This is a genomic window from Streptomyces sp. NPDC016851 (assembly GCF_055562795.1).
This window is the reverse complement of record NZ_JBVHEP010000009.1, coordinates 191,925-214,708: the sequence shown is the minus strand read 5'-3', so window position 1 is coordinate 214,708 and position 22,784 is coordinate 191,925. Positions and strand designations below refer to the sequence as shown.

At 72.4% G+C, this 22,784-nt stretch carries 18 protein-coding genes; 13 read left to right on the top strand and 5 right to left on the bottom strand.

The window, feature by feature from the left end; translation table 11 throughout:
- Positions 1–180 precede the first annotated feature (180 nt).
- Positions 181–1,269, top strand: a complete 1,089-nt coding sequence (locus ACZ3I3_RS16995; protein WP_397704614.1) for a branched-chain amino acid aminotransferase — start codon at positions 181–183, stop codon at positions 1,267–1,269.
- A gap of 38 nt (positions 1,270–1,307) precedes the next feature.
- On the opposite strand, the gene ACZ3I3_RS16990 is transcribed toward ACZ3I3_RS16995, so the two are convergent.
- Positions 1,308–2,765, bottom strand: a complete 1,458-nt coding sequence (locus ACZ3I3_RS16990; protein WP_467365775.1) for a cytosine permease — start codon at positions 2,763–2,765, stop codon at positions 1,308–1,310.
- 115 nt (positions 2,766–2,880) lie between these two features.
- Here ACZ3I3_RS16990 and ureA point away from each other — a divergent pair, with 115 nt between their 5' ends.
- The 7 genes from ureA (at position 2,881) to ACZ3I3_RS16955 (ending at position 11,705) form a co-directional block, all read left to right on the top strand.
- Positions 2,881–3,585: an urease subunit gamma gene (ureA, locus tag ACZ3I3_RS16985; protein ID WP_467365773.1), complete on the top strand. Its 705-nt coding sequence runs from the start codon at positions 2,881–2,883 to the stop codon at positions 3,583–3,585.
- Entirely contained in the window at positions 3,582–5,294 is a 1,713-nt protein-coding gene (locus ACZ3I3_RS16980) for an urease subunit alpha (protein ID WP_467365771.1), read from the top strand. The genes ureA and ACZ3I3_RS16980 overlap by 4 nt, the downstream gene beginning before the upstream one ends.
- Positions 5,295–5,302: 8 nt before the next feature.
- On the top strand, positions 5,303–6,340 hold the full coding sequence (locus tag ACZ3I3_RS16975; RefSeq protein WP_467365769.1) for an agmatine deiminase family protein: 1,038 nt from the start codon (positions 5,303–5,305) through the stop codon (positions 6,338–6,340).
- Between the two features lie 15 nt (positions 6,341–6,355).
- Complete coding sequence (locus ACZ3I3_RS16970) at positions 6,356–6,961, top strand: TetR/AcrR family transcriptional regulator (RefSeq protein ID WP_467365767.1); 606 nt, start codon at positions 6,356–6,358, stop codon at positions 6,959–6,961.
- A 137-nt stretch (positions 6,962–7,098) separates the two neighbouring features.
- Positions 7,099–8,346: a TolB family protein gene (locus ACZ3I3_RS16965; protein WP_467365765.1), complete on the top strand. Its 1,248-nt coding sequence runs from the start codon at positions 7,099–7,101 to the stop codon at positions 8,344–8,346.
- 301 nt (positions 8,347–8,647) lie between these two features.
- Entirely contained in the window at positions 8,648–10,252 is a 1,605-nt protein-coding gene (gene cimA, locus ACZ3I3_RS16960; RefSeq protein ID WP_467365763.1) for a citramalate synthase, read from the top strand.
- Between the two features lie 100 nt (positions 10,253–10,352).
- On the top strand, positions 10,353–11,705 hold the full coding sequence (locus ACZ3I3_RS16955; RefSeq protein WP_467365761.1) for a hypothetical protein: 1,353 nt from the start codon (positions 10,353–10,355) through the stop codon (positions 11,703–11,705).
- Positions 11,706–12,218: 513 nt separating this feature from the next.
- On the opposite strand, the gene ACZ3I3_RS16950 is transcribed toward ACZ3I3_RS16955, so the two are convergent.
- Positions 12,219–13,394, bottom strand: coding sequence for a Cmx/CmrA family chloramphenicol efflux MFS transporter (locus ACZ3I3_RS16950; protein ID WP_467365759.1), 1,176 nt, complete (start codon positions 13,392–13,394; stop codon positions 12,219–12,221).
- Between the two features lie 156 nt (positions 13,395–13,550).
- Positions 13,551–14,489 (bottom strand): DMT family transporter, encoded by a 939-nt coding sequence (locus tag ACZ3I3_RS16945; protein WP_467365955.1) that lies wholly within the window; start codon positions 14,487–14,489, stop codon positions 13,551–13,553.
- 141 nt (positions 14,490–14,630) lie between these two features.
- Here ACZ3I3_RS16945 and ACZ3I3_RS16940 point away from each other — a divergent pair, with 141 nt between their 5' ends.
- Both ACZ3I3_RS16940 and ACZ3I3_RS16935 read left to right on the top strand, forming a co-directional pair.
- Complete coding sequence (locus tag ACZ3I3_RS16940) at positions 14,631–15,179, top strand: TetR/AcrR family transcriptional regulator (protein WP_467365953.1); 549 nt, start codon at positions 14,631–14,633, stop codon at positions 15,177–15,179.
- Between the two features lie 39 nt (positions 15,180–15,218).
- Positions 15,219–15,791 carry a YdeI/OmpD-associated family protein gene (locus tag ACZ3I3_RS16935; RefSeq protein ID WP_467365757.1) on the top strand — a complete coding sequence of 191 codons (573 nt, stop codon included), beginning with the start codon at positions 15,219–15,221 and terminating at the stop codon, positions 15,789–15,791.
- Between the two features lie 58 nt (positions 15,792–15,849).
- Here the strand turns inward: ACZ3I3_RS16935 and ACZ3I3_RS16930 are convergent, their stop codons facing one another.
- Positions 15,850–16,635 (bottom strand): S1 family peptidase, encoded by a 786-nt coding sequence (locus ACZ3I3_RS16930; RefSeq protein ID WP_467365755.1) that lies wholly within the window; start codon positions 16,633–16,635, stop codon positions 15,850–15,852.
- A 136-nt stretch (positions 16,636–16,771) separates the two neighbouring features.
- Positions 16,772–17,371, bottom strand: a complete 600-nt coding sequence (locus ACZ3I3_RS16925) for a YceI family protein (RefSeq protein ID WP_467365753.1) — start codon at positions 17,369–17,371, stop codon at positions 16,772–16,774.
- 276 nt (positions 17,372–17,647) lie between these two features.
- Here ACZ3I3_RS16925 and ACZ3I3_RS16920 point away from each other — a divergent pair, with 276 nt between their 5' ends.
- The 3 genes from ACZ3I3_RS16920 to ACZ3I3_RS16910 all read left to right on the top strand — a co-directional run bounded on the left by ACZ3I3_RS16920 (position 17,648) and on the right by ACZ3I3_RS16910 (position 22,767).
- Positions 17,648–18,499, top strand: a complete 852-nt coding sequence (locus tag ACZ3I3_RS16920; RefSeq protein WP_467365751.1) for an SDR family NAD(P)-dependent oxidoreductase — start codon at positions 17,648–17,650, stop codon at positions 18,497–18,499.
- A gap of 94 nt (positions 18,500–18,593) precedes the next feature.
- A complete protein-coding gene (locus tag ACZ3I3_RS16915) occupies positions 18,594–21,029 on the top strand; it encodes a polysaccharide lyase 8 family protein (protein WP_467365749.1) in 2,436 nt (811 codons plus the stop codon).
- Positions 21,030–21,183: 154 nt separating this feature from the next.
- A complete protein-coding gene (locus tag ACZ3I3_RS16910) occupies positions 21,184–22,767 on the top strand; it encodes an acyl-CoA carboxylase subunit beta (RefSeq protein ID WP_356928829.1) in 1,584 nt (527 codons plus the stop codon).
- The last annotated feature ends 17 nt before the right edge of the window (positions 22,768–22,784 follow it).

The window sequence follows — 22,784 nt, the reverse complement described above, 5'->3', positions numbered from 1 at the left end:
CGCCGGGTGTCACCATCGACCACCGGGCCGCATTCACCCCGTTCCGTCCTCCGTCGCCCCCGGGCGATAATCGAACGCGAGGCCGCGGAACGAGGGAATGCTCGGACGTCCTAGCACTGGTCACCATCAGAGCTGTACCGAGCGCGGCCCGTCACTACAACCGGTGAAGGACTTCAACCCATGACGACGCCCACGATCGAGCTCAAGCCGTCCGCCAACCCGCTCTCCGCCGCAGACCGGGAGGCGATCCTGGCCAACCCCGGGTTCGGCCGCCACTTCACCGACCACATGGTGACGATCAAGTGGACGGAGGGCCGCGGCTGGCACGACGGCCAGCTCGTGCCGTACGCGCCGATCTCCCTCGACCCCGCCACCACGGTCCTGCACTACGCGCAGGAGATCTTCGAGGGGCTGAAGGCCTACCGCCGCCCCGACGGCTCGGTCGCCACGTTCCGGCCGGAGAAGAACGCCGAGCGCTTCCAGAGCTCCGCGCGCCGGCTGGCGATGCCCGAGCTGCCGGTCGAGACGTTCATCGAGGCGTGCGACGCGCTGGTGAAGCAGGACAAGGCGTGGGTGCCGGCGCACGGCGGGGAGGAGTCCCTCTACCTGCGTCCGTTCATGATCGCGACCGAGGTCGGGCTGGGTGTGAAGCCGGCCAACGAGTACCTGTTCCTGGTCATCGCCTCCCCGGCCGGCGCGTACTTCCCGGGCGGCGTCAAGCCGGTGTCCATCTGGGTCTCCGAGGACCGCGTCCGCGCCGTGCCCGGCGGCATGGGCGACGCCAAGACCGGCGGCAATTACGCGGCGTCCCTGCTGGCCCAGGCCGAGGCCGCGACCAAGGGCTGCGACCAGGTCTGCTACCTCGACGCGGTCGAGCACAAGTGGGTCGAGGAGCTCGGCGGCATGAACCTGTACTTCGTGTACGGGAACAAGATCGTCACGCCGTCCCTCACGGGCTCCATCCTGGAGGGCGTCACCCGGGACTCCCTGCTCGCCGTCGCCCGTGACCTCGGGTACGAGGCCGAGGAAGGCCGGGTCTCGGTCGACCAGTGGCAGCGGGACTCGGAGAACGGGTCGCTCACGGAGGTGTTCGCCTGCGGTACGGCCGCGGTGATCACGCCGGTCGGGACGGTGAAGCGGGCCGGGGCCGAGTGGAAGCAGAGCGGGGGAGAGCCGGGCGAGGTCACGCTGCGGCTGCGCCAGGCGCTGCTGGACATTCAGCGGGGTACGGCTGCGGACACGCACGGTTGGATGCACCAGCTGGGCTGAGCCCTCCTGGCCGGGGGCTCCGCCCCCGGACCCCCGGCCTATGCCCACCCACCACCCGAATCGGTCGGGCAAGAAGCCGGAGCGACGGCGTCGCCCCCCGGGTTCCGGCTACCCGCCACGGCGCCCGGGGCCGACAGCGCATACGCCACCCCGCCCACCAGCCCCGACAGCAGGAAGCTGCAGTCCACCCCGCCGGTCAGTGCCAGCAGCGGGCCCTCGTACGAGGGCAGGGACACCGCCAGGACGCCGACGAGCGCCCCGGCCGCCCAGGAGGCGGTCGCCGGGAGGTTCCAGCCGGCGCGGTACCAGTAGACGCCGCCCCGCGCACGGCGGTTGAACACCTGGAGGGCGTCCGCGTCGTACACCCCGCCGCAGCGGGCGAAGCCGATCAGGGTGATCACCGCCCAGGGCGTGCCGATCGCCGTCAGCAGCAGGACGAACGACGTCATCGCGTTCTGCGCGGTGGAGTAGTAGTGCCCGGCGAAGACGCAGGCCGTGGCGACCACGGCGACCGTGTACGTGGCCCTGGCCCGTGAGGCGCGCGGCAGGATGGCGTCCAGGTCGAGGCCCATCGAGTACAGCATCAGACCCGCGTTGCCGACCGAGCCCGCGGAGGCCGCGAGCAGCAGCGGCACCAGGTACCAGGAGGGAGCCGCGTCGACCAGCGGGCCCGCGTAGTCGAGGGCGGCCCGGGCCGCGTACGCCGTGAACGTGCCGAAGAGCTGCGGCACGAGCAGGCCCAGCATCAGCCCCAGCCAGGTCGCGTGCAGCACCCGGCGTGAGGAGTGGCGGGCCGGGGAGATGTAGCGGGTGTAGTCGCCGAGCAGGGTGATGAAGGCGATCGGGCCGGACAGTCCGGCGGCCACGGCCGCGAGCAGCCAGGTCGGCCAGAACCCGCCCAGCAGGTAGCCGCCGGTCTCCGGCAGCGCGGCGGTGGTGAAACCGGGCGCGTAGGCGATCACCCCGAGAGCCAGCAGGGCCGTCATGCCGAAGGCCAGCACCCGCGACATCGCGAGCAGCACCCGGTAGCCGTACACCGCGCCCGCGACGGTGGCCGCGGCGAGCAGCCCGTAGACGATCCCGTACGACATCCCGCCCTGCCGCAGCCCGGCCAGCCGGCCCAGCACGCCCACCACCACGTCCCCGCCGATCCACACGGTCAGCGCGGTGTAGCCGAGGGCCAGCAGCAGTCCGACCACTGAGCCGACCAGCCGTCCGCGGACCCCGAACTGGGCACCGGAGGAGGTCGACAGGTTGGTTCCGGTACGCAGGGAGACCAGGGCGAGGGGAGCCGTGAGCACCACGCCCACCACCGTTCCCGCGACCACCGCGCTGACCGACGACCACCAGTCCAGGCCGAAGGACGGCGGCAGCCAGCCGAAGACGATCACGCCCAGGCAGAGGTTGGAGCCGAGCAGGATCGAGACGAGGTCGCGTGGCCCGCTGGTGCGTTCCTCCTCGGGGATGGTGTCGACTCCGCGCTGTTCGATCGGCATGCTTGTCTCCCTCGGTTAGAGCGACGTTCAATGTGATGGGCGTTACGTGCCGCCGTCAACCTTTCGGTGCAGGGAATTTCATGTTTAGAGTGATGCTCTAAACGGAGGGAGTGACATGCGGCTGACCCCGACCGAACGCGACCGGTTGCTGCTCTTCGGCGCCGCCGAGCTCGCCCGCGCCCGCAGGGCCAGGGGACTGAGACTCAACGTCCCCGAGGCGACCGCGCTGATCGCCGACACGGTGTGCGAGGCCGCCCGGGACGGCAAGCGGCTCGCGGAGGCCGTCGAGGCCGCCCGGTCCGTCCTCGGGCCGGACGACGTGCTGCCCGGAGTCGCCGACGTCGTCACCGAGGTGCATGTCGAGGCGGTCTTCGACGACGGCTCGCGGCTCGCCGTCGTCAGCGATCCGATCGGCGCCGGCCTCGGCGACCGGGCCCCGGGCGCGCTGCTGCCCGGGCCCGGGCACGCCGAGCCCGAGGCGGTCGTACGGCTGACGGTCTCCAACACCGCCACCGTGCCCGTCTCCGTCACCTCCCACTTCCACTTCTTCGAGGCCAACCCGCGACTCGATTTCGCCCGGGAGCGGGCCTACGGCATGCGCCTGGCGGTGCCCGCCGGATCCTCCGTGCGATTCGGGCCGGGGGAGAGCGTCGAGGTGGGGCTGGTGCCGGTCGGGGGCGAGCGGATCGCGATCGGGTTCGCCGGGCTCGTCGACGGGCCGCTGGACGCCCCGGGCGCGAAGGAGGAGGCCCTGCGGCGGGCCGCCGCCTGCGGCTACCTCGGCGTACCGGAAACACCTGAACAGGAGGTCGAGCGATGAGCCGCCCAGGAGGCCACCCCGCCGAGGCCCGCCGCCTCACCCCGTACGAGTACGCCGCCACCCACGGCCCCCGCGCCGGCGACCGCATCCGCCTCGGCGACTCCGGCCTGGTCGTCCGCGTCGAGTCCGACGCCCAGCGGTACGGCGACGAGTTCCTCGCCGGGTTCGGCAAGACCGCCCGCGACGGGCTGCACCTCAAGGCCGCCGCCGTCCGGGAGACCTGTGACGTCGTCATCAGCAACGTCGTGGTGATCGACGCCGTGCAGGGCATCCGGAAGGTGTCGATCGGCATCCGGGAGGGACGGATCTGCTCGATCGGGCGGGCCGGGAACCCCGACACCCTCGACGGGGTCGACGTCGTCGTGGGTACCGGGACCTCGATCGTGTCCGGTGAAGGCCTCATCGCCACCGCCGGAGCCGTCGACACCCACGTCCACCTGCTGTCGCCGCGCGTCATGGAGGCCTCGCTCGCCTCCGGCGTGACCACGGTCATCGGGCAGGAGTTCGGGCCCGTGTGGGGCGTCGGCGTCAACTCGCCCTGGGCGCTGCGGCACGCGTTCAACGCCTTCGACGCCTGGCCCGTCAACATCGGCTTCCTGGGCCGGGGTTCCTCCTCCCGTCCGGCGCCGCTGGTCGAGGCCCTCGCCGAGGGCGGCGCCTGCGGCTTCAAGGTGCACGAGGACATGGGCGCCCACACGCGTGCGCTGGACACCGCGCTGCGCGTCGCCGAGGAGCACGACGTCCAAGTGGCCCTGCACAGCGACGGGCTGAACGAGTGCCTGTCCGTGGAGGACACCCTGCGGGTGCTGGAGGGCCGGACCATCCACGCCTTCCACATCGAGGGCTGCGGCGGCGGGCACGTCCCCAACGTCCTGAAGATGGCGGGCGTCCCGAACGTCATCGGCTCCTCCACCAACCCGACGCTGCCCTTCGGCCGGGACGCCGTCGCCGAGCACTACGGCATGATCGTCTCGGTCCACGACCTCAAGCCCGACCTGCCCGGTGACGCCGCCATGGCCCGCGACCGCATCCGCGCCGGAACCATGGGCGCCGAGGACGTCCTGCACGACCTGGGCGCGATCGGCATCACCTCCTCGGACGCGCAGGGGATGGGGCGTGCGGGCGAGACCGTCCGCCGTACCTTCGCCATGGCCGGGAAGATGAAGGCCGAGTTCGGCGCCCCTGACGCCGGTCACGACAACGAACGCGTCCTGCGGTACATGGCCAAGCTGACCATCAACCCGGCCATCGCCCACGGGCTTTCGCACGAGGTCGGGTCCATCGAGACCGGCAAGCTCGCCGACATCGTGCTGTGGCGGCCGGAGTACTTCGGGGCCAAGCCGCAGCTCGTGCTGAAGTCCGGCTTCCCGGCGTACGGCGTGACCGGCGACCCGAACGCGGCGACCGACACCTGCGAGCCCCTGGTGCTGGGGCCGCAGTTCGGGGCGCACGGGGCGACACCGGCCGACATCTCCGTGGCGTTCGTCGCGCAGGCCGCCCTGGACCAGGGGCGCGACACCGTGCCCACCCGCCGCCGCAGGGTCGCCGTGCGCGGCACGCGCGGGATCGGCCCGGCCGACCTGCGCCTCAACTCCCGTACCGGGACCGTCGACGTCGACCAGCGCACCGGTCTCGTCACCCTCGACGGCGAGCCGCTGCGCTCCGAACCGGCCGAGTCCGTCTCCCTCAACCGTCTCTACTTCCTCTGAGGTTCACCATGTCCGCAGCCGCCGACGGCTTCCGCATGCCCGCCGAATGGGCCCCGCACGAGCGCACCTGGATGGCCTGGCCGGGCCCCAACCTCACCTTCGACGACCCGGAGGACCTGGCAGCGGCCCAGCGCGCCTGGGCCTCGGTGGCCCGCGCGGTCCGCCGGTTCGAGCCGGTGACGGTCGTGTGCGGCCCCGGCCGGTCGGCGCACGCCCGCACCCTGCTGGGCGAGGGGATCGAGACGGTCGAACGCGACCTCGACGACGCCTGGATGCGCGACATCGGACCGACCTTCCTCACCAACGGACGAGGTGAACTGGCCGCCGTCGACTGGACGTTCAACGGCTGGGGCGCCCAGAGCTGGGCCCGCTGGGAGCACGACGCGAAGATCGGCGCCCACGTCGCGGACCTCGCGGGGGCACGGACGTACACCTCGCACCTCGTCAACGAGGGCGGTGCGATCCATGTGGACGGCGAGGGGACGGTCCTGCTGACCGAGACCGTGCAACTGGGGCCCGAGCGCAATCCCGGCTGGACGCGGGAGGAGGCCGAGGCCGAGATCCACGCCCTGCTCGGCACCCGCAAGGCGATCTGGCTCCCGCGCGGCCTGACCGGCGACTACCCCCCGCACGGCTTCGGCACCCTCGGCCACGTCGACATCGTCGCGGCCTTCGCCCGCCCCGGCGTGGTCGTGGCCCATGTGCAGCCGGACCCGGCGCACCCCGACCACGAGGTGACGAAGGAGATCACCGGCCTGCTGAGGTCGCAGACGGACGCGCGCGGCCGCCGCCTGGAGGTCGTCGAGGTGCAGGCCCCCACCGTCCTGGAGGTCGATGGCCACTGGGCCGACTACTCGTACATCAACCACTATCTCTGCAACGGCGGTGTGGTCCTGTGCGGCTTCGACGACCCGCGCGACGAACTCGCGGCCGGCATCTTCCGCCGCCTGTTCCCGGAGCGGACCGTGACACTCGTGGACGCCCGTACGATCTTTGCCGGCGGTGGAGGCATCCACTGCATCACCCAGCAACAGCCGAGGATCTAGACCCGGGAGCAGCAGATGGCCGGTGGGCGCAGGCAGGCCCCGCCCCGCGAGGACGTGCTCGCCGCCGCCATGGAGATGATCGCCGAGCGCGGCCTGGAGAAACTCACCATGGCGGCGCTCGGCCGGGAGGTCGGCATGAGCAGCGGTCACCTGCTCTACTACTTCGGCTCCAAGGACGAACTGCTGCTGCGCACCCTGGAGTGGAGCGAGGGCCGGCTGGGCGCCGAGCGCGGACGGCTGCTCACCCGCGCCGCCACCGCCCGCGAACGCCTCGACGCCTACGTCGACCTGTACGTCCCCGACGGCCACCGCGACCCGCACTGGACGCTGTGGCTGGAGGTCTGGAACCGCTCGCAGAGCGCTGCCGCCGACGCGGCCGCCCGTGACCGGCAGGCCGCCATCGAGGGCGTCTGGCACCGCGACCTGGTGGCCCTGCTCGCCGAGGGCATCTCGCGGGGCGAGTTCCGCAGCGTCGACCCGGACCGGTTCGCCGCCCGTCTGCGGGCGCTGCTGGACGGCTTCGCCATCCACGTGGCGATCGGCCTGCGCGGCACCGACCGGGCCCAAGTCCTGCGGCACGTGCACGAGTTCCTCGCCGACAGCCTCCTCGCGGACACCTGAACGCCTGCCCGGGTTGTACTCAAAACGACGGATTGACCCTGTGGCTCGCGGTGCTGTTGGCTCTGGGGGAGCCCTCGGCGCGGGGCCGGGGGAGAAGCGTCAACGGGGAACAACGGGGAACACAGGGGGAACAGCACATGATCAGCACCAGGAGGGCCACGTCCGGCGCGCTCGGCGTGGCCCTGGCCGTCACGCTCGGCGGCGTCGCCGCGCTGCCCGCGACCGCCGCCGAGGCGGTGCCGCGGACCGAGAAGGCGAGCGTTGCCCCGGACGGCACCGAGGGCGACGGCGCCTCCGGCGGGCCCAGCCTGAGCGCCGACGGCCGCCGTCTGGCCTTCGTCTCCAGCGCCGACAACCTCGTCACCGGTGACACCGACGGCGCCGCCGACGCCTTCGTACGCGACCTGAAGACCGGCACGACCCGGCTGGCCAGTACCGCGGCGGACATCGGCCCCGTCGACGACGTCGCCCTCAGCGGCAACGGCCGCTACCTCGCCTTCGGCGCCACGGCCACCGGCGACGGCCGCAGCCACATCTGGGTCAAGGACCTCAAGACCGGCGCCCTCCAGCGCATCGAGGACACGGTCGACACGGGCTACGACACCGGCCGGCAGCCCGCCCTCAGCGCCGACGGCCGCTACGTCGTCTTCATCGCCCAGCAGTCCGCACCGGGGGAGGGCGAGGACCGCTGGGGACGCGTCTACCGGGTCGACCGCACGAGCGGCGAGGCCGTCCGCGTCAGCCAGGTGCCCGCCGCCGGTGACCGGAAGACCGCCGCCACCCGCCCCTCCATCAGCGCCGACGGCAAGCGCGTCGCCTACCAGCTCTTCGTCCCACACCCGGCCCCGGGCGACTGGAGCGACGCCTACGTCCGTGACGTGCCGAGCGGCGAGCTGTTCCACGCCGACCGGGCACCGGACGGTCTGAAGTCCGACGGGCAGACCGAGTCCCCGCGGATCAGCGCCGACGGCCGGTACGCGGTCTTCAACTCCCTGGACTCGCAGCTGACCCCGGGCGACACCAACCAGGGCCACAACGTCTTCGTCCGCGACCTGAGGACGGGCGGGCTGCGCCGGATCGACGCCGCCGACCCGGCCGCGTTCACCGCGTATCCGCAGCTCAGCGCCGACAGCCGGTATCTGGCCTTCGTCTCGGCCGACCCGGGCGGCACCAACCACACAACCCGCGCGTACGTCCGCGACCTGCGTACCGGGCGCACGGTCCTCGCCAGCCCGGACGCCGAGGGCGGGCCGAACGACCAGAGCGTGTCCGCCCCGGTCGTCGACCGGCACGGCCGCACGGTCGCCTTCAGCAGCTCCTCACCCGACCTCGTCCCGGGCGACACGTACGACACCTCGCACATCTACGTCCGTCACCTGAAGTGACCGACCGCATCCTGAGACAACCATGAGCCGGGCACGGGGGTTGTGCCAGACTGCCCCCGTGCTCTCGTTCGCCATGATTATTGGCAGCAGGCGCGCCGGTCCGCAGTGACCGCCACGTACGACCAGGTACGGGCGGACACCGTCGTCCTCGACCCGCGCGCAGACCTCTCGCACCCGCGAGAGGTTTTTCGCATTTCTGGCCCACCCGCAGCCGGAGGCGAGAGCGCGAGGGAGTATGTGAGGGCGGTGGAGCCGGTCATTCCGGTACGACCGAGATCCCATCCTCAGGAGCCTTGACACCATGACCGCACCCAGCGAGCTCGACGATTCCTTCCACGTCTTCGACACCACCCTGCGCGACGGCGCCCAGCGGGAGGGCATCAACCTCACCGTCGCCGACAAGCTGGCCATCGCGCGGCACCTGGACGACTTCGGCGTCGGCTTCATCGAGGGCGGCTGGCCGGGCGCCAACCCCCGGGACACCGAGTTCTTCGCCCGTGCCCGACAGGAGATCGACTTCCGGCACGCCCAGCTGGTCGCGTTCGGGGCGACCCGCCGCGCGGGAGCGAAGGCGGCTGAGGACCCGCAGGTCAAGGCGCTGTTGGAGTCGGGCGCCGAGGTGATCACGCTGGTCGCCAAGTCCCACGACCGGCACGTCGAGCTCGCCCTGCGCACCACCTTGGACGAGAACCTGGCGATGGTCGCCGACACGGTGTCGTTCCTGAAGGCACAGGGCCGCCGGGTCTTCGTCGACTGCGAGCACTTCTTCGACGGCTACCGCGCGAACCCCGAGTACGCCAAGTCGGTCGTCCGTACGGCCTCGGAGGCCGGCGCGGACGTGGTGGTCCTCTGCGACACCAACGGCGGCATGCTCCCGGCGCAGATCCAGGCGGTCGTCGGCACGGTCCTGGCCGACACGGGCGCCCGGCTCGGCATCCACGCCCAGGACGACACGGGCTGCGCGGTGGCGAACACGCTGGCCGCCGTCGACGCGGGCGCGACGCACGTCCAGTGCACGGCCAACGGCTACGGCGAGCGCGTCGGCAACGCCAACCTCTTCCCGGTCGTGGCGGCCCTCGAGCTCAAGTACGGCAAGCAGGTCCTGCCCGAGGGGCACCTGCGCGAGATGACGCGCATCTCGCACGCGATCGCCGAGGTCGTCAACCTCACGCCCTCCACGCACCAGCCCTACGTCGGCATCTCGGCCTTCGCGCACAAGGCCGGCCTGCACGCCTCGGCCATCAAGGTCGACCCGGACCTGTACCAGCACATCGACCCCGAGCAGGTCGGCAACACCATGCGGATGCTGGTCTCCGACATGGCCGGCCGTGCCTCGATCGAGCTCAAGGGCAAGGAACTCGGCATCGACCTCGGCGACGACCGCGAGCTGGTCGGCCGGGTGGTCGAGCGGGTGAAGGAGCGCGAACTCAAGGGCTACACGTACGAGGCGGCGGACGCCAGCTTCGAGATCCTCCTGCGCACCGAGGTCCAGGGCAAGCCGCTGCGCTACTTCGAGATCGAGTCCTGGCGGGCCATCGTCGAGGACCGGCCCGACGGATCCCACGCCAACGAGGCCACGGTCAAGCTCTGGGCCAAGGGCGAGCGCATCGTCGCCACGGCCGAGGGCAACGGCCCGGTCAACGCGCTGGACCGGGCCCTGCGCGTGGGCCTGGAGAAGATCTACCCGCAGCTCGCCAAGCTGGAACTGGTGGACTACAAGGTCCGCATCCTGGAGGGCAAGCACGGCACCAGCTCGACGACCCGCGTGCTGATCTCCACGTCCGACGGCACGGGCGAGTGGTCGACGGTGGGTGTGGCCGACAACGTCATCGCCGCGAGCTGGCAGGCCCTGGAGGACGCGTACACGTACGGGCTGCTGCGGGCGGGAGTGAGCCCGGCCGAGTAGGCCGAGAGGGGCGGCGACGGCGCCTCGCGCGCCGTCGCCTCAGCCGATCCATTGCGTCCGCCTGTGTCGATTCTGTGCCGATTCGGGTAGCTTCGAACATATGAAGGCCGCACTGGTGCGTACCCTCGTACGTCTGCTGATCGTGCCGGTCGTCGCCGTACTGGCGGCGCTCATGGTCGGTGCGCCCGGTGCGCACGCGGCCACCGACCTCTCGAAGGTCGCCGCGGAACTGCGCGAGAACCCGGTCTACGTCGATCCGGCCGCCCGTGGCCAGTTGGCCGCGTCGGACGCCGAGGCGCTCGCCGACAAGATCAAGGACGCGGACAAACCCGTCTTCGTGGCCGTGCTCCCGGCCGACGTCCCCACGCAGGACCTCTTCCGCAACCTCCGCACCGAGACCGGCGTCACCGGTCTGTACGGCGTCCGAGTCGGCGACGAGTTCGACGCGCGTGCCGACAGCTCGGTGATGAGCGGCCAGGCGGTCTCCAACCTGGTCACGTCCGTGAGGGACGCGGGCGACGTCAAGGCTCAGCTGAACGACTTCGTCGACGGCGCCCTGCGCAACGTGGGCGGCTCGGCGCCCAGCAGCTGGAGCGACGGCTCGGGCACCGACGTGCCGGTCGGCGGCCTGGTCACGATCGGCGCGCTGGTCGCGGCCGGCGGCGCGGGCGTCTACGCGGTGGCCCGCCGCAACCGCCGCCGCCACGAGGAGGAGCAGCGGGCCGCGCTGGAGAAGCTGCGCGTGGTGGTCGACGAGGACATCACCGCCTTCGGTGAGGAACTCGACCGCCTCGACTTCCACCCCGGCGAACCCGGCGCCGACGACGCGATGCGCGCCGACTACGAACGCGCCCTGGACTCCTACGAACAGGCGAAGTCGTTCATGGCCGCCGCGACGAAACCGGAGGACGTGCGGGCCGTCACCCAGGCCGTGGAGGACGGCCGGTTCTCCCTGGCGCGGCTCGCGGCCCGCCGCGAGGGCGCCCCGCTGCCGGAGCGCCGTCCGCCCTGCTTCTTCGACCCCCGCCACGGCCCCTCGGTCGCCGACGCGAGCTGGACACCGCCGGGCGGCGCCACACGCGACGTCCCCGTCTGCGCGGCCGACCGGACCCGGCTCGCCGAGGGCCGGGACCCGGTGATCCGCGAAGTCGACACCGAACTCGGCCGCCGCCCGTACTGGGAGGCCGGCCCGGCGTACGGCCCCTGGGCAGGCGGCTACTTCGGCGGCGGCATCCTGCCCGGCCTCCTCATCGGCACCATGCTCGGCAGCATGATGGCCGCCCCCGCCTATGGGGCCGACTACGGTTCCGGCTACGGCGACTTCGGCGGCTACGAGGGCGGCGACGTCTCCGGCGCGGACTTCGACAGCGGCGACTACGGGGGCGGCTTCGGCGACGGAGGCTTCGGCGGCGGCGACTTCGGTGGGGGAGGGGACTTCGGGGGCGGCTTCTGACCCGATGGGCGACGGCCCCGGACCCGAGTCCGCCCCGTGCGGGAGCCGACCGGGCCCGGTGCGGCGGCTCTGGTCACCGCCTCCGGCCCACTCCGGCATCCGCGCCGGGGCAGGGGCAGGGGCCGGTACCCGAGCCGAGGCGGACGCCCAGCAGCTTCCAGTTCCAGGACCTGTTGTCCCTGTCGCATGACCCGACGCTGTCGCCGCCCTGAGTCCCGGCACCCGAGCCGGAGGTCAGCGCCTGGCGGCTTCCCGGCCCAGGCTGCCGCTGCCTGAGCCGGAGGTCAGCGCCTGGCGGCTTCCCGGTCCAAGCTGCTGCCGCTGCCGCCAGGCCCGGTCGCGGTCGCCGTCCTCAGGCCTCGGCCGACGCCCTCAGCCCCGGTATCCGAGCCGGGCATTCGGCACCTGGCCGTTTCCGGGCCTGCGGCCCCAGTGTCCGAGCCGGCTCCGATGCCCTCAGCCCCGTATCCGAGCCGGCTCCGACGCCCTCAGCCCGGGTATCCGAGCCGGCATTCAGCGCCCCACCCCTTCCCGCCGTAGAAGAACCCGCTCCCGCTGCCCCCGCACGACCCCGGCCATCACGCCCGCCAACGCGACCAGACCCGCGCTGACCCACACCGGCGACCGGTACCCGAACCCCGCGCCGATCACCAGGCCGCCGGCCCAAGGGCCCAGTGCCGCGCCCACGTTGAAGGCAGCCGTGGCGAAACCGCCGGCCAGCGTGGGCGCGCCCGGCGCCGCGTACAGCACCTGGGCGATCAGCGTGGAGCCGACGCCGAAGGACAGCGCCCCCTGGACGAAAACGAGCCCGAGGGCCAGGGCCGGGTGTCCGGCTCCGAGTGCCAGCAGGCACCAGCCCAGGCACGCCGCGACGGCCCCGCCGGCCAGGACCGGGACGGGGTGCCGGTCGGCGAAACGCCCGGCGGCCGTCACTCCCGCGAACGACCCGGCCCCGAACAGCGCGAGCACGCCGGGGACCCAGGCCCTGCCGAGCCCCGTCACCTCGGTGACCAGCGGCGCGAGATAGGTGAAGGTGCAGAACGTCGCACCGTTGACGAGGGCGCCCAGTGCCAGCGTGACGACCAGCCGGGGGCTGCGCAGCGACCGCAGTTCACCGCCCAGCGCCGGCGGCGCACCCCCCGCCGAACCGCCCGGCACCGACCTCGCCACCGCCACCAGCGCCGGCAGCGACACCAGCGCCACGGCCCAGAACGCCGCACGCCAGCCCCACAGCCCGCCCAGCACGGCCCCGGCGGGCACCCCGGCCACGCACGCCAGCGTCACCCCGCCCAGCAGCGTGGACGTGGCCCGCCCCTTCGCGTCCGCCGGGACCATGTCCACGGCGGCCACCAGGGCGACGGCGAGGAACCCGGCGTTGGCGAGCGCCCCCACGACCCGCGTGGCGAGCAGCACCTCGAAACTTCCGGTGAGAGCACCGACGACATGGACGGCGAGGAACACCACGAGGAACGCCAGCAGCGCACCCCGCCGCGGCCAGCGCCGCGCGAGGCCCGCCACGAGCGGCGCGCCCACGACCATCCCCACCGCGAAGGCGGAGGTCAGCGCCCCCGCCGCGGGAACGGACACCCCCAGATCCCGCGCGATGTCCGGCACGAGACCGGACAGCATGAACTCGGACGTACCTTGCGCGAACACGGCAAGGCCCAGCAAGAGAAGAGCGAACGGCATGAAAAAACTCCGCAACCCGAAGTCGACGTCGGACACGACAGGTCGGACGGCTTCCGGCAGCGGAGCGAGCGGGCTCAGCGGCCCGGCATCACGAACAGCCACCGGAGAGCCGGTGGCCGCACTCTGGACGCCTCGGGGCTGGACATGGCGCAGACGTTAGGCGGAGCCGGGCGCCCGGGTCCACCGGTTTTCCTCCGGCTCTCCCCGGGCCGCGGTCACGGTCGTGTCCTTCCGGCCGCCACCACGGTGGACGACGACCACGGCCGCGAGGCAGACGGCCAGGCCGAGCGCGGTCTGCACGCCGAACGGCTCACCGAACACGAGCGCGCCCCAGACGGCCGTGACCGGGGCCATGAGGAACATCAGCGTGTTCACCTTCGTCACCCCGGAGCGCTTCAGGATGAGCCAGTACAGCCCGTACCCGCCGAACGTGGACAGCACCACGAGCCAGGCGACGGCCACCCAGAACCCGCCCTCGGAGGGCGGCACGGCGGCCCCCGTGGCCAGCGCCAGCAAGGAGAAGAGGACGGCGCTGGTGGCGCAGTGGACGGTCAGCGACACCGAGGGGGCGACCCGCGAGCGGGACCGGCTCTCCAGGAACGTGGCCGCGACCAGCGACAGCATGCCGAGCAGCGGGACGGCGTACGCCCACCAGGGCACGCCGGTCCCGGCCGCGGCGTCCGCCAGGGTGACCACCGAGACGCCGCCCAGCCCCAGACCCAGGCCGATCCACTGCCGGCCCGAGACGTACTGCCCCAGCAGCGGTCCCGCGAGGGCCCCGGCGACGAGCGGCTGGACACCGTCGATCAGGGCCGTCGTGCCGCTGGAGACGCCGAGCTGGATGGCGTAGTAGACGCTGAGCAGATAGCCGCTCTGCGACAGCACGCCGATGACGGCCTGCCGGGTCACGTCCCGGGCGGTGAGCCCCCGCCAGGCCGTGCGGGTGAGCGCGGCGACCGTGACGAGGACGACGGCCAGCGGCAGGAACCGCCACATCAGGACCGTGATCGCGGACGCGTTGCCCGCTCCGAGCTTGGCCCCGATGAACCCGGAGCTCCAGCAGAGGACGAAGGCGGCGGAGAGAAGGACGTTCACCGACATCACAACCAGAGTAGACAGATCGGTATACCCGTTTCCCCCTCACTATACAGATCGGTATACTCGGCTGCCATGGGTACCACCGCCGACCACCCGCGTTCCGAGCACTCGCGTTCCGGCCCCCCGCGCCGGATCACGATGACGCCCGCCGCCCGCCGCGTCGTGGCGGCGGCCGCCCGGCTGTTCTACGAGCGCGGCATCCACGCCGTCGGCGTCGACCTCATCGCCGCCGAGGCCGGGGTGACGAAGAAGACCCTCTACGACCGGTTCGGCTCCAAGGAGCAGATCGTCGTGGAGTACCTCGCGGACCGCGACGAGCGCTGGCGGGCCTTCCTCGCCGAACACCTCGACGCGGCCCCGCCCGAGCCGGTGGAGCAGGTCCTGGCGGTGTTCGACGCCTCGCGCGCGTGGGCGGCGGAGCTCAGCCCCAAGGGGTGCAGCATGGTCAACGCCCACGCGGAGATCAGCGACCCGGCCCACCCGGCCCACCCGGTCATCACCGGGCAGAAGCAGTGGATGCTCGCCCTCTTCACCCGCCTCGCCTCGGACATCGCCCCGGGGAAGGCCGACGCCCTGGCCCAAGCGCTGATGCTGCTGCACGAGGGCGCGCTCGTCGCGCACGGCCTCGGCATCTTCCCGGACGCCATCGCCCACGCCCGCGAACAGGCGCGCGAGCTGCTGGCGTAGCGGACAGGATCTGTCCTACTGGGTCTCTACGGTGGTGTCATGACCGCCTCCGGAGACGCCCTCTCCTTCGCAGCCGCCGCCGACCTGGACTCCTGGCTGGCGGCACACCCCGCCCCGCATCCGGGCCTGTGGGTCAAGGTCGCCAAGAAGGGCTCGGGCATCCCCTCCGTCAGCGCCGCCGACGTCAACGACGTGGCACTGTGCCACGGCTGGATCACCGGGCAGCGCAAGCGCCTTGATGAGTCGTACTACCTCCAGCGGATCACCCCGCGGCGCCCCGGCAGCCTCTGGTCCATGGTCAACGTCCGCCGGGTCGAGGAACTGACCGCCGCCGGGCGGATGCGGCCCGGCGGCCTCGCGGAGGTGGCGGCCGCGCGGGCGGACGGACGGTGGGAGGCGGCGTACGCGTCCCAGCAGGAGGCCGAGGTCCCGGAGGACCTCGCGGCGGCACTGGAGGCGAGCCCGCGGGCCGCCGCCGCCTTCGAGGCGCTGGGCCGGACGGACCGTTACCTGGCGATGCTCGGCGTGCTCCGCGCCCGGACCCCGAGGAGCCGGGCGGCGCAGGTGGCGGCGGCGGTCGCGAAGCTGGAGGCCGGCCGGACGACCCGGTGAGACACGGGCAGGGCCCGGCGCCGTACGGCACCGGGCCCGCAAGTCGTGTGCGGCGGGGTCAGAGTGTCGACGCCGCCGAAGCGATGGCGGAGGCGAACGTCGAGACCTCCGTGTAGACGCCGGGGGCCTCGGGCCGGGCGCAGCCATCACCCCAGCTGACGATGCCGACCTGGATCCAGGCGCCGGCGTTGTCCTTGCGGAACATGGGGCCGCCGGAGTCGCCCTGACAGGTGTCCACACCGCCCGCGTCGAAGCCGGCGCAGATCTCCTCGTTCGCGACGAGGCCGCTGTACAGGCCGCCGTAGGCCTTGCAGGCGGCGTCGCCGACGAACGGCACGGTCGCCTTCAGCAGGTAGCGCTGCTGGGAACCGCCCTCACGGTTCGCGCCCCAGCCCGCGACGGTGAAGTCACCGGTGTTGTACTGCGCGGTGGTGGCGATCTTCAGGGTCGGCAGGTTGATGGGCTGGGCGAGCTTGATCAGCGCCCAGTCCTTGCCGGTGCCGTTGTAGCCGGGGGCGCGCAGCACCTTGGTGGAGCGGACCTGGACCCGGCCGCTGGTCGACTGGAGGTCGACGACCCCCGCCGTGGCGGTGATGCTCGTGTTGTTGCCGGAGCGGCCCACGCAGTGCGCGGCCGTGAGCACGATCTGCTGGGTGTAGAGGGCGCCGCCACAGCCCATGGAGAGCCGGACCATGAACGGGAACTCGCCCTGCGCGGCCCGCGTCCCGCCGACGACGGGCGACGGGGCGGCCTGCGCGGCGGAGACGGGCTGAAGGCTGGCGACCGCGAGGGCGGCGGCCCCGAGGACCGCGCATCTCTTGAGGGCCGTGAGGAGTCTCTTCAACGTGATGCCTTCCGTGGGGGGTTGCCTGGGGAGGTGCAACCGGAAGCATCAGATTGACGAGCGCATGACAATAGCGGAAGGCGGGAACCGGCCAGAACCGGCCCGGCGGTATGTCACCGGGCCGGCCGCACCGGGCTCACGCGTTCCTGATCGCCGAGATGTCGAAGTTGAGCTTGATCTTGTCGGAGACCAGGACACCGCCGGTCTCCAGCGCGGCGTTCCAGGTCAGGCCCCACTCGGAGCGCAGGATCTCCGCCTTGCCCTCGAAGCCGACGCGCTCGTTGCCGAAGGGGTCCTTCGCGGCGCCGTTGAACTCCAGGTCGATGGTGAGGGGGCGGGTCGTACCGAGGATCGTCAGGTCGCCGGTGATGCGGTAGTCGTCGCCGCCGAGGGCCTCCGCCCGCGTGGAGCGGAACGTCATGGCCGGGAACTCGTCCGCCTTGAAGAAGTCCGAGCTCTTGAGGTGGCCGTCGCGGTCGGCGTTGCCCGTCTCGATGCTGTCCATCACGACGTCCAGGGAGGCCGTGGACTGCGAGGGGTCGGTGCCGTCGAGGTGGAGGGTGCCCGTGAAGTCCTGGAAGCTGCCCTTGACGTTGGTGACCATGGCGTGCCGGGCGACGAAGCCGATCGTCGAGTGCGCGGGGTCGATCGTGTAGTCGCCGGTCAGGGCGGCGAGCTCGGGGCGCACGGCGTCGGTCGTGGCGGTCTCGGTGTCCTTGCGGCTGAAGATGCTCATGGGGTACGCCTCCTGCGTTCTGCGTTCTGACTGGAATGTTGAACGTTGTACTACGTAACGCGACCCACCGTAGACCTATTCCGGTTCAACGTTCAACATTATTGGCAGGCGTGTCGGGATGTGGCGCCGATACCGCCGCATGGCGGCACCGGGCGGCACGCAGGGGTGGTCCTGCCGCATCCTGTGCGGGGGGCCTGGAAGGCGAGGTTCCACTTCACGGGACCGGCAGGAGACAGCCGAGACCACGGCGGACGGACAGCGCAGGGAGACCGACCGATGACACTCACCGGCTCCGGCTCGGCCTACGACCCACCGGCGGGCGCCGCCCCGCGCCGTCCCGCCGCCCCCTCTCCGGCGCGCGAACACGGCCCGCCACGGCGCCTGGACCGACGCGTGGCCCTGGTCACCGGGGCCTCCTCGGGCATCGGGGCGGCCACGGCACGGCGCTTCGCCATGGACGGCTGGCACCTGCTCCTCAGCGGCCGCGACCGGCGCCGCCTGGAGCAGACGGCCTCCGGCACCACGGCCGTCGTACTGCCCGCCGACCTCGCCGCCCCGGACGGCCCGCGCCTGCTGGCCCGGTCCGCGCTGCACGCGACCGGCCGGGTCGACGTCCTCGTCGCCGGGGCGGGCATCGGCTGGGCGGGCCCGTTCGCCGGCATGCCGCACACCGACATCGACCGCGTACTGGCCCTGGACCTCAACGCCACGCTCCACCTCGTGCGCGAGGTGCTGCCCGTCATGATCGCGGCCGGGCAGGGCCGGGTGGTGCTGCTCGGCTCGATCGCGGGCTGCGTGGGCGTACGGGAGGAAGCGGTGTACTCCGCCGCCAAGGCCGCGCTGGCCGCCTTCTCCGAAGCACTGCGCCGGGAACTGCGCGGCACGGGCGTGGGCGTGACCCTCGTGGTGGCCGGCCCCGTCGACACGCCCTTCCACGCCCGCCGCGGCAAGCCCCACGACCGCCCCCACCCCCGGCCGATCCCGCCCGGCCGCGTCGCCGGCGCCCTCTGGGAGGCCGTACGCGAGGGCCGCGACCAGGTCTACGTCCCCGCCTGGCTGGCCCTCCCGGACCGCCTGCGCGCCCTGGCCCCCGGGATGTCCAGACGTCTGCTGAACCGCTTCGGCTGACCCCGCCTCGCATCCGGGGCGTCGTTCCGCCGTTCCGGTCACTCCGGCCGGATCCTCCGTTCAGGTGACCGTCTTCCCGTGGTAGGGCAGGGGCATGGCTCCCCAGCGTCGCGTCTTCTCCCGCCGTACGGCCGAGGCCGCCGCCCCTCCCCGCCCCGGCCGCCGCGTCCTGCTGCTCGCGGCCGCGGCCCTGGCGGCGACCGGCGCCGCGAGATCCACGCCCCGCGGCGGCGCACAGGACGCCGACGGGCAGGACGCCGACGCGCAGGACACCGAGGTTCAGGGCCCCGGCGCTCAGGGCCCCGAGGCCGACCCGTACGACACCCTCCGCCGGCGCTGGCTCGGCATCGCCCTCGGCACCGGATACGACCCGGCCGCGCAGGCGTACGCCTCCCGCCTCGCCGAGACCGGCGAACTCGCCCGCGCCCTGCACGCGGCCATGGCCCCGGCGGCGGACTCCCTCTGGCCCGGCCACCCCTTCGACCCGCCGGCCGGCATCACCATGAGCTACAGCCGCCTGTGGACCATGACCCGGGCCCACGTCCAGCAGGGCACCGGCTCGACCGCCGACCCGGACCTCCTCGCCGGCATCCTGCGCGGACTCGACCACCTCTCCGCCACCGTCTACAACCCCGCCACCACCCGCTACGGCAACTGGTGGGAGTGGCAGATCGGCAGCCCGCGCCTGCTCATGGACATCACGGCCGCCCTGTACGACCGGCTCGGCGACGCCCGGATCCGGGCCGCCTGCGCCGCCGTCGACCACTTCGTGCCCGACTCGGCCCTCGGCGACTACTCGGGCACGTCCACCGGCGCCAACCGGGTCGACCTGTGCCGCTCCGTCGCGCTGCGCGGCATCCTCGGCCGCGACCCGGACAAGATCGCCCTCGCCCGCGACGCGCTCTCCCCGGTCTTCCCGTACGTCACCCGGGGCGACGGCCTCTACGCCGACGGCTCCTTCGTCCAGCACACCTGGGTCGCCTACTCCGGCACGTACGGCCAGGTCATGCTCGACGGCCTCGGCCGCCTCTTCGCCCTGCTCGCCGGATCCGACTGGGAGGTCACCGACCCGGACCGGCAGATCGTCCTCGACAGCGTCGAGCACGCCTACGCACCGCTCATCCACGACGGACTCGTCATGGACAGCGTCAACGGCCGTGCGATCAGCCGCGGTCTCCTCGCCACCGACGACCGCAAGGTCATGCGCGGCGACCACTTCCACGGCCAGCAGCTCATCGCGGCCATCGCCCTCCTCGCGGCCGGCGCGAGCCCCGCGGAACGCGACCGCTGGCATACCCGGATCAAGGGCTGGGTCGAACGGGACACGGTGTCCCCGATCCTGACGGCACGCCAGTACGGCGTCGCCGACCTGGCCCGGCTGCACGCGATCGCCGCCTCACCCCTCCCGGCCGCACCCGAACCCACCGGCCACCGCCTCTTCGCCGCCATGGACCGCGCCGTCCACCGCCGCCCCGGCTTCACCGTGAACATCGCGATGGCCAGCGACCGCATCGCCCACTACGAGTGCGGCAACGGCGAGAACCCGCGCGGCTGGCACACCGGTGCCGGAATGGTCTCCTGGTGGGCCGGTGCGAGCGACCAGTACACGGACTGGTTCTGGCCCACCGTGGACTGGTACCGCCTGCCCGGCACCACCGTCTCCACCAAGCGCCTGGCCGACCGGGAAGGCGGCGAGTGGGGCACGGCCCGCCCGGACGCGCGCTGGGTCGGCGGCACCACCGACGGCGAGTACGCGGCACTCGGCCAGCACCTCAAGGGCCTCGGCTCCACCCTCCAGGCCCGCAAGTCCTGGTTCTGCGTCGCGGACGCGGTGATCTGCCTGGGCGCCGGGATCAGCTGCGCCGACGGCGTCCCGGTGGAGACGATCGTCGACAACCGCAACCTCGGCGAGTCCGGCACCCAACGCTTCATCAAGGGCCCGAACTGGGCCCACCTGGAGGACCACGGCGGCTGGGTCCTGCTCGGCCGGGAGCCCAAGGTGCTGCGCGAGGACCGCACCGGCGCCTGGTCCGACATCAACACCGGCGGCACAACGGAGCGGCGCACCCGCCGCTGGCAGACCCTCTGGCTCGACCACGGCACCGACCCGAAGGACGCCACGTACGCCTACGTCCTCATGCCCGGCGCGTCCCGTCGCGCGGTCGCGCGCCGCGCCGCCGACCGCCACTGGATGTCGGTCCTCGCCAACGACGCCGGCCGGCAGGCGGTGAGCGTGCCCTCCCTCGGCCTCACGGCCGCGAACTTCTGGCAGGCCGGCACGGCGGGCCCGCTCACCGCCTCCGCCGGCGCGAGCGTGCTGACCGTCCGCAGGGGCCGCACCGCCACCCTCTGCCTGAGCGAACCGCCCCGCACGGGCGAACCGCTGGAGATCACCTGGAACCGCCCGATCCGGCGGGTCACCCACGCGGACGAGACGGTCGAAGTACTCTCCACAGGCCGCCGGCTGCGCGTGCGCGTCACCCCCGGGACGGCATGCGCCACCCACGTCTGTGAGGTGACTCTCGGCTGACGGCTTTGTCGGACCCGTACAAGCGACACGCCCCCTGAGCAGTCAGAAGGGCTGCACCCCGCCGTGGTTCTGTTCAGGGGTACCAGGAAAACACGCCGGAGACTGTGAGGAGTCGACGGCCCGCAATCCTTGGTTGGCTTCGTAAGGTCGCTACATGACCGTTTTGGATGAGGCGCCGGGTGAGCCGACCGACGCGCGCGGACGCGTGGCCGAACTGCACGAGATCCGTGCGCAGGCGGTGGCCGGACCGAGCGAGAAGGCGACCGAGGCGCAGCACGCCAAGGGCAAGCTGACCGCGCGGGAGCGCATCGAACTTCTCCTCGACCCCGATTCCTTCCGCGAGGTCGAGCAACTGCGCCGGCATCGGGCCACCGGCTTCGGCCTGGAGGCCAAGAAGCCGTACACCGACGGTGTGATCACCGGCTGGGGCACGGTGGAGGGCCGGACGGTCTTCGTCTACGCCCATGACTTCCGCATCTTCGGCGGCGCGCTGGGCGAGGCCCACGCCACGAAGATCCACAAGATCATGGACATGGCCATCGCGGCCGGTGCGCCCCTGGTCTCCCTGAACGACGGCGCCGGCGCCCGCATCCAGGAGGGCGTCTCGGCCCTCGCCGGCTACGGCGGCATCTTCCAGCGCAACACCAAGGCGAGCGGGGTCATCCCGCAGATCTCGGTGATGCTGGGCCCGTGCGCGGGCGGCGCCGCCTACAGCCCGGCCCTGACGGACTTCGTGTTCATGGTCCGCGACACCTCGCAGATGTTCATCACCGGCCCGGACGTCGTCAAGGCGGTCACCGGCGAGGAGATCACGCAGAACGGCCTGGGCGGCGCGGACGTGCACGCCGAGACGTCCGGTGTCTGCCACTTCGCCTACGACGACGAAGAGACCTGCATCGCCGAGGTCCGCTACCTCCTCACCCTCCTGCCGCAGAACAACCGCGAGAACCCGCCCCGCGCGGAGGCCTCCGACCCGGTCGACCGCCGCTCGGACGTCCTGCTCGACCTGGTCCCGGCGGACGGCAACCGGCCGTACGACATGACCAAGGTCATCGAGGAGATCGTCGACGACGGCGACTACCTGGAGGTCCACGAGCGCTGGGCCCGCAACATCATCTGCGCGCTGGGCCGGATGGACGGCCAGGTCGTCGGCATCATCGCCAACCAGCCGCAGGTGCTCGCCGGTGTCCTGGACATCGAGGCCTCCGAGAAGGCGGCCCGCTTCGTCCAGATGTGCGATGCCTTCAACATCCCGATCGTCACTCTTCTGGACGTCCCCGGCTTCCTGCCGGGCGTCGACCAGGAGCACGGTGGCATCATCCGCCACGGCGCGAAGCTCCTCTACGCGTACTGCAACGCGACCGTGCCGAGGATCTCGCTGATCCTGCGCAAGGCCTACGGAGGTGCGTACATCGTCATGGACAGCCAGTCCATCGGTGCCGACCTCACCTACGCCTGGCCGACCAACGAGATCGCCGTCATGGGCGCGGAGGGTGCGGCCAACGTCATCTTCCGCCGTCAGATCGCCGACGCCGAGGACCCCGAGGCCATGCGGGCCCGCATGGTCAAGGAGTACAAGTCCGAGCTGATGCACCCCTACTACGCGGCCGAGCGCGGCCTCGTCGACGACGTCATCGACCCCGCGGAAACCCGCGAGGTGCTGATCAAGTCCCTCGCGATGCTCCAGACCAAGCACGCCGACCTGCCCTCCCGCAAGCACGGCAACCCTCCGCAGTAACCTGGCGGACATCTCTC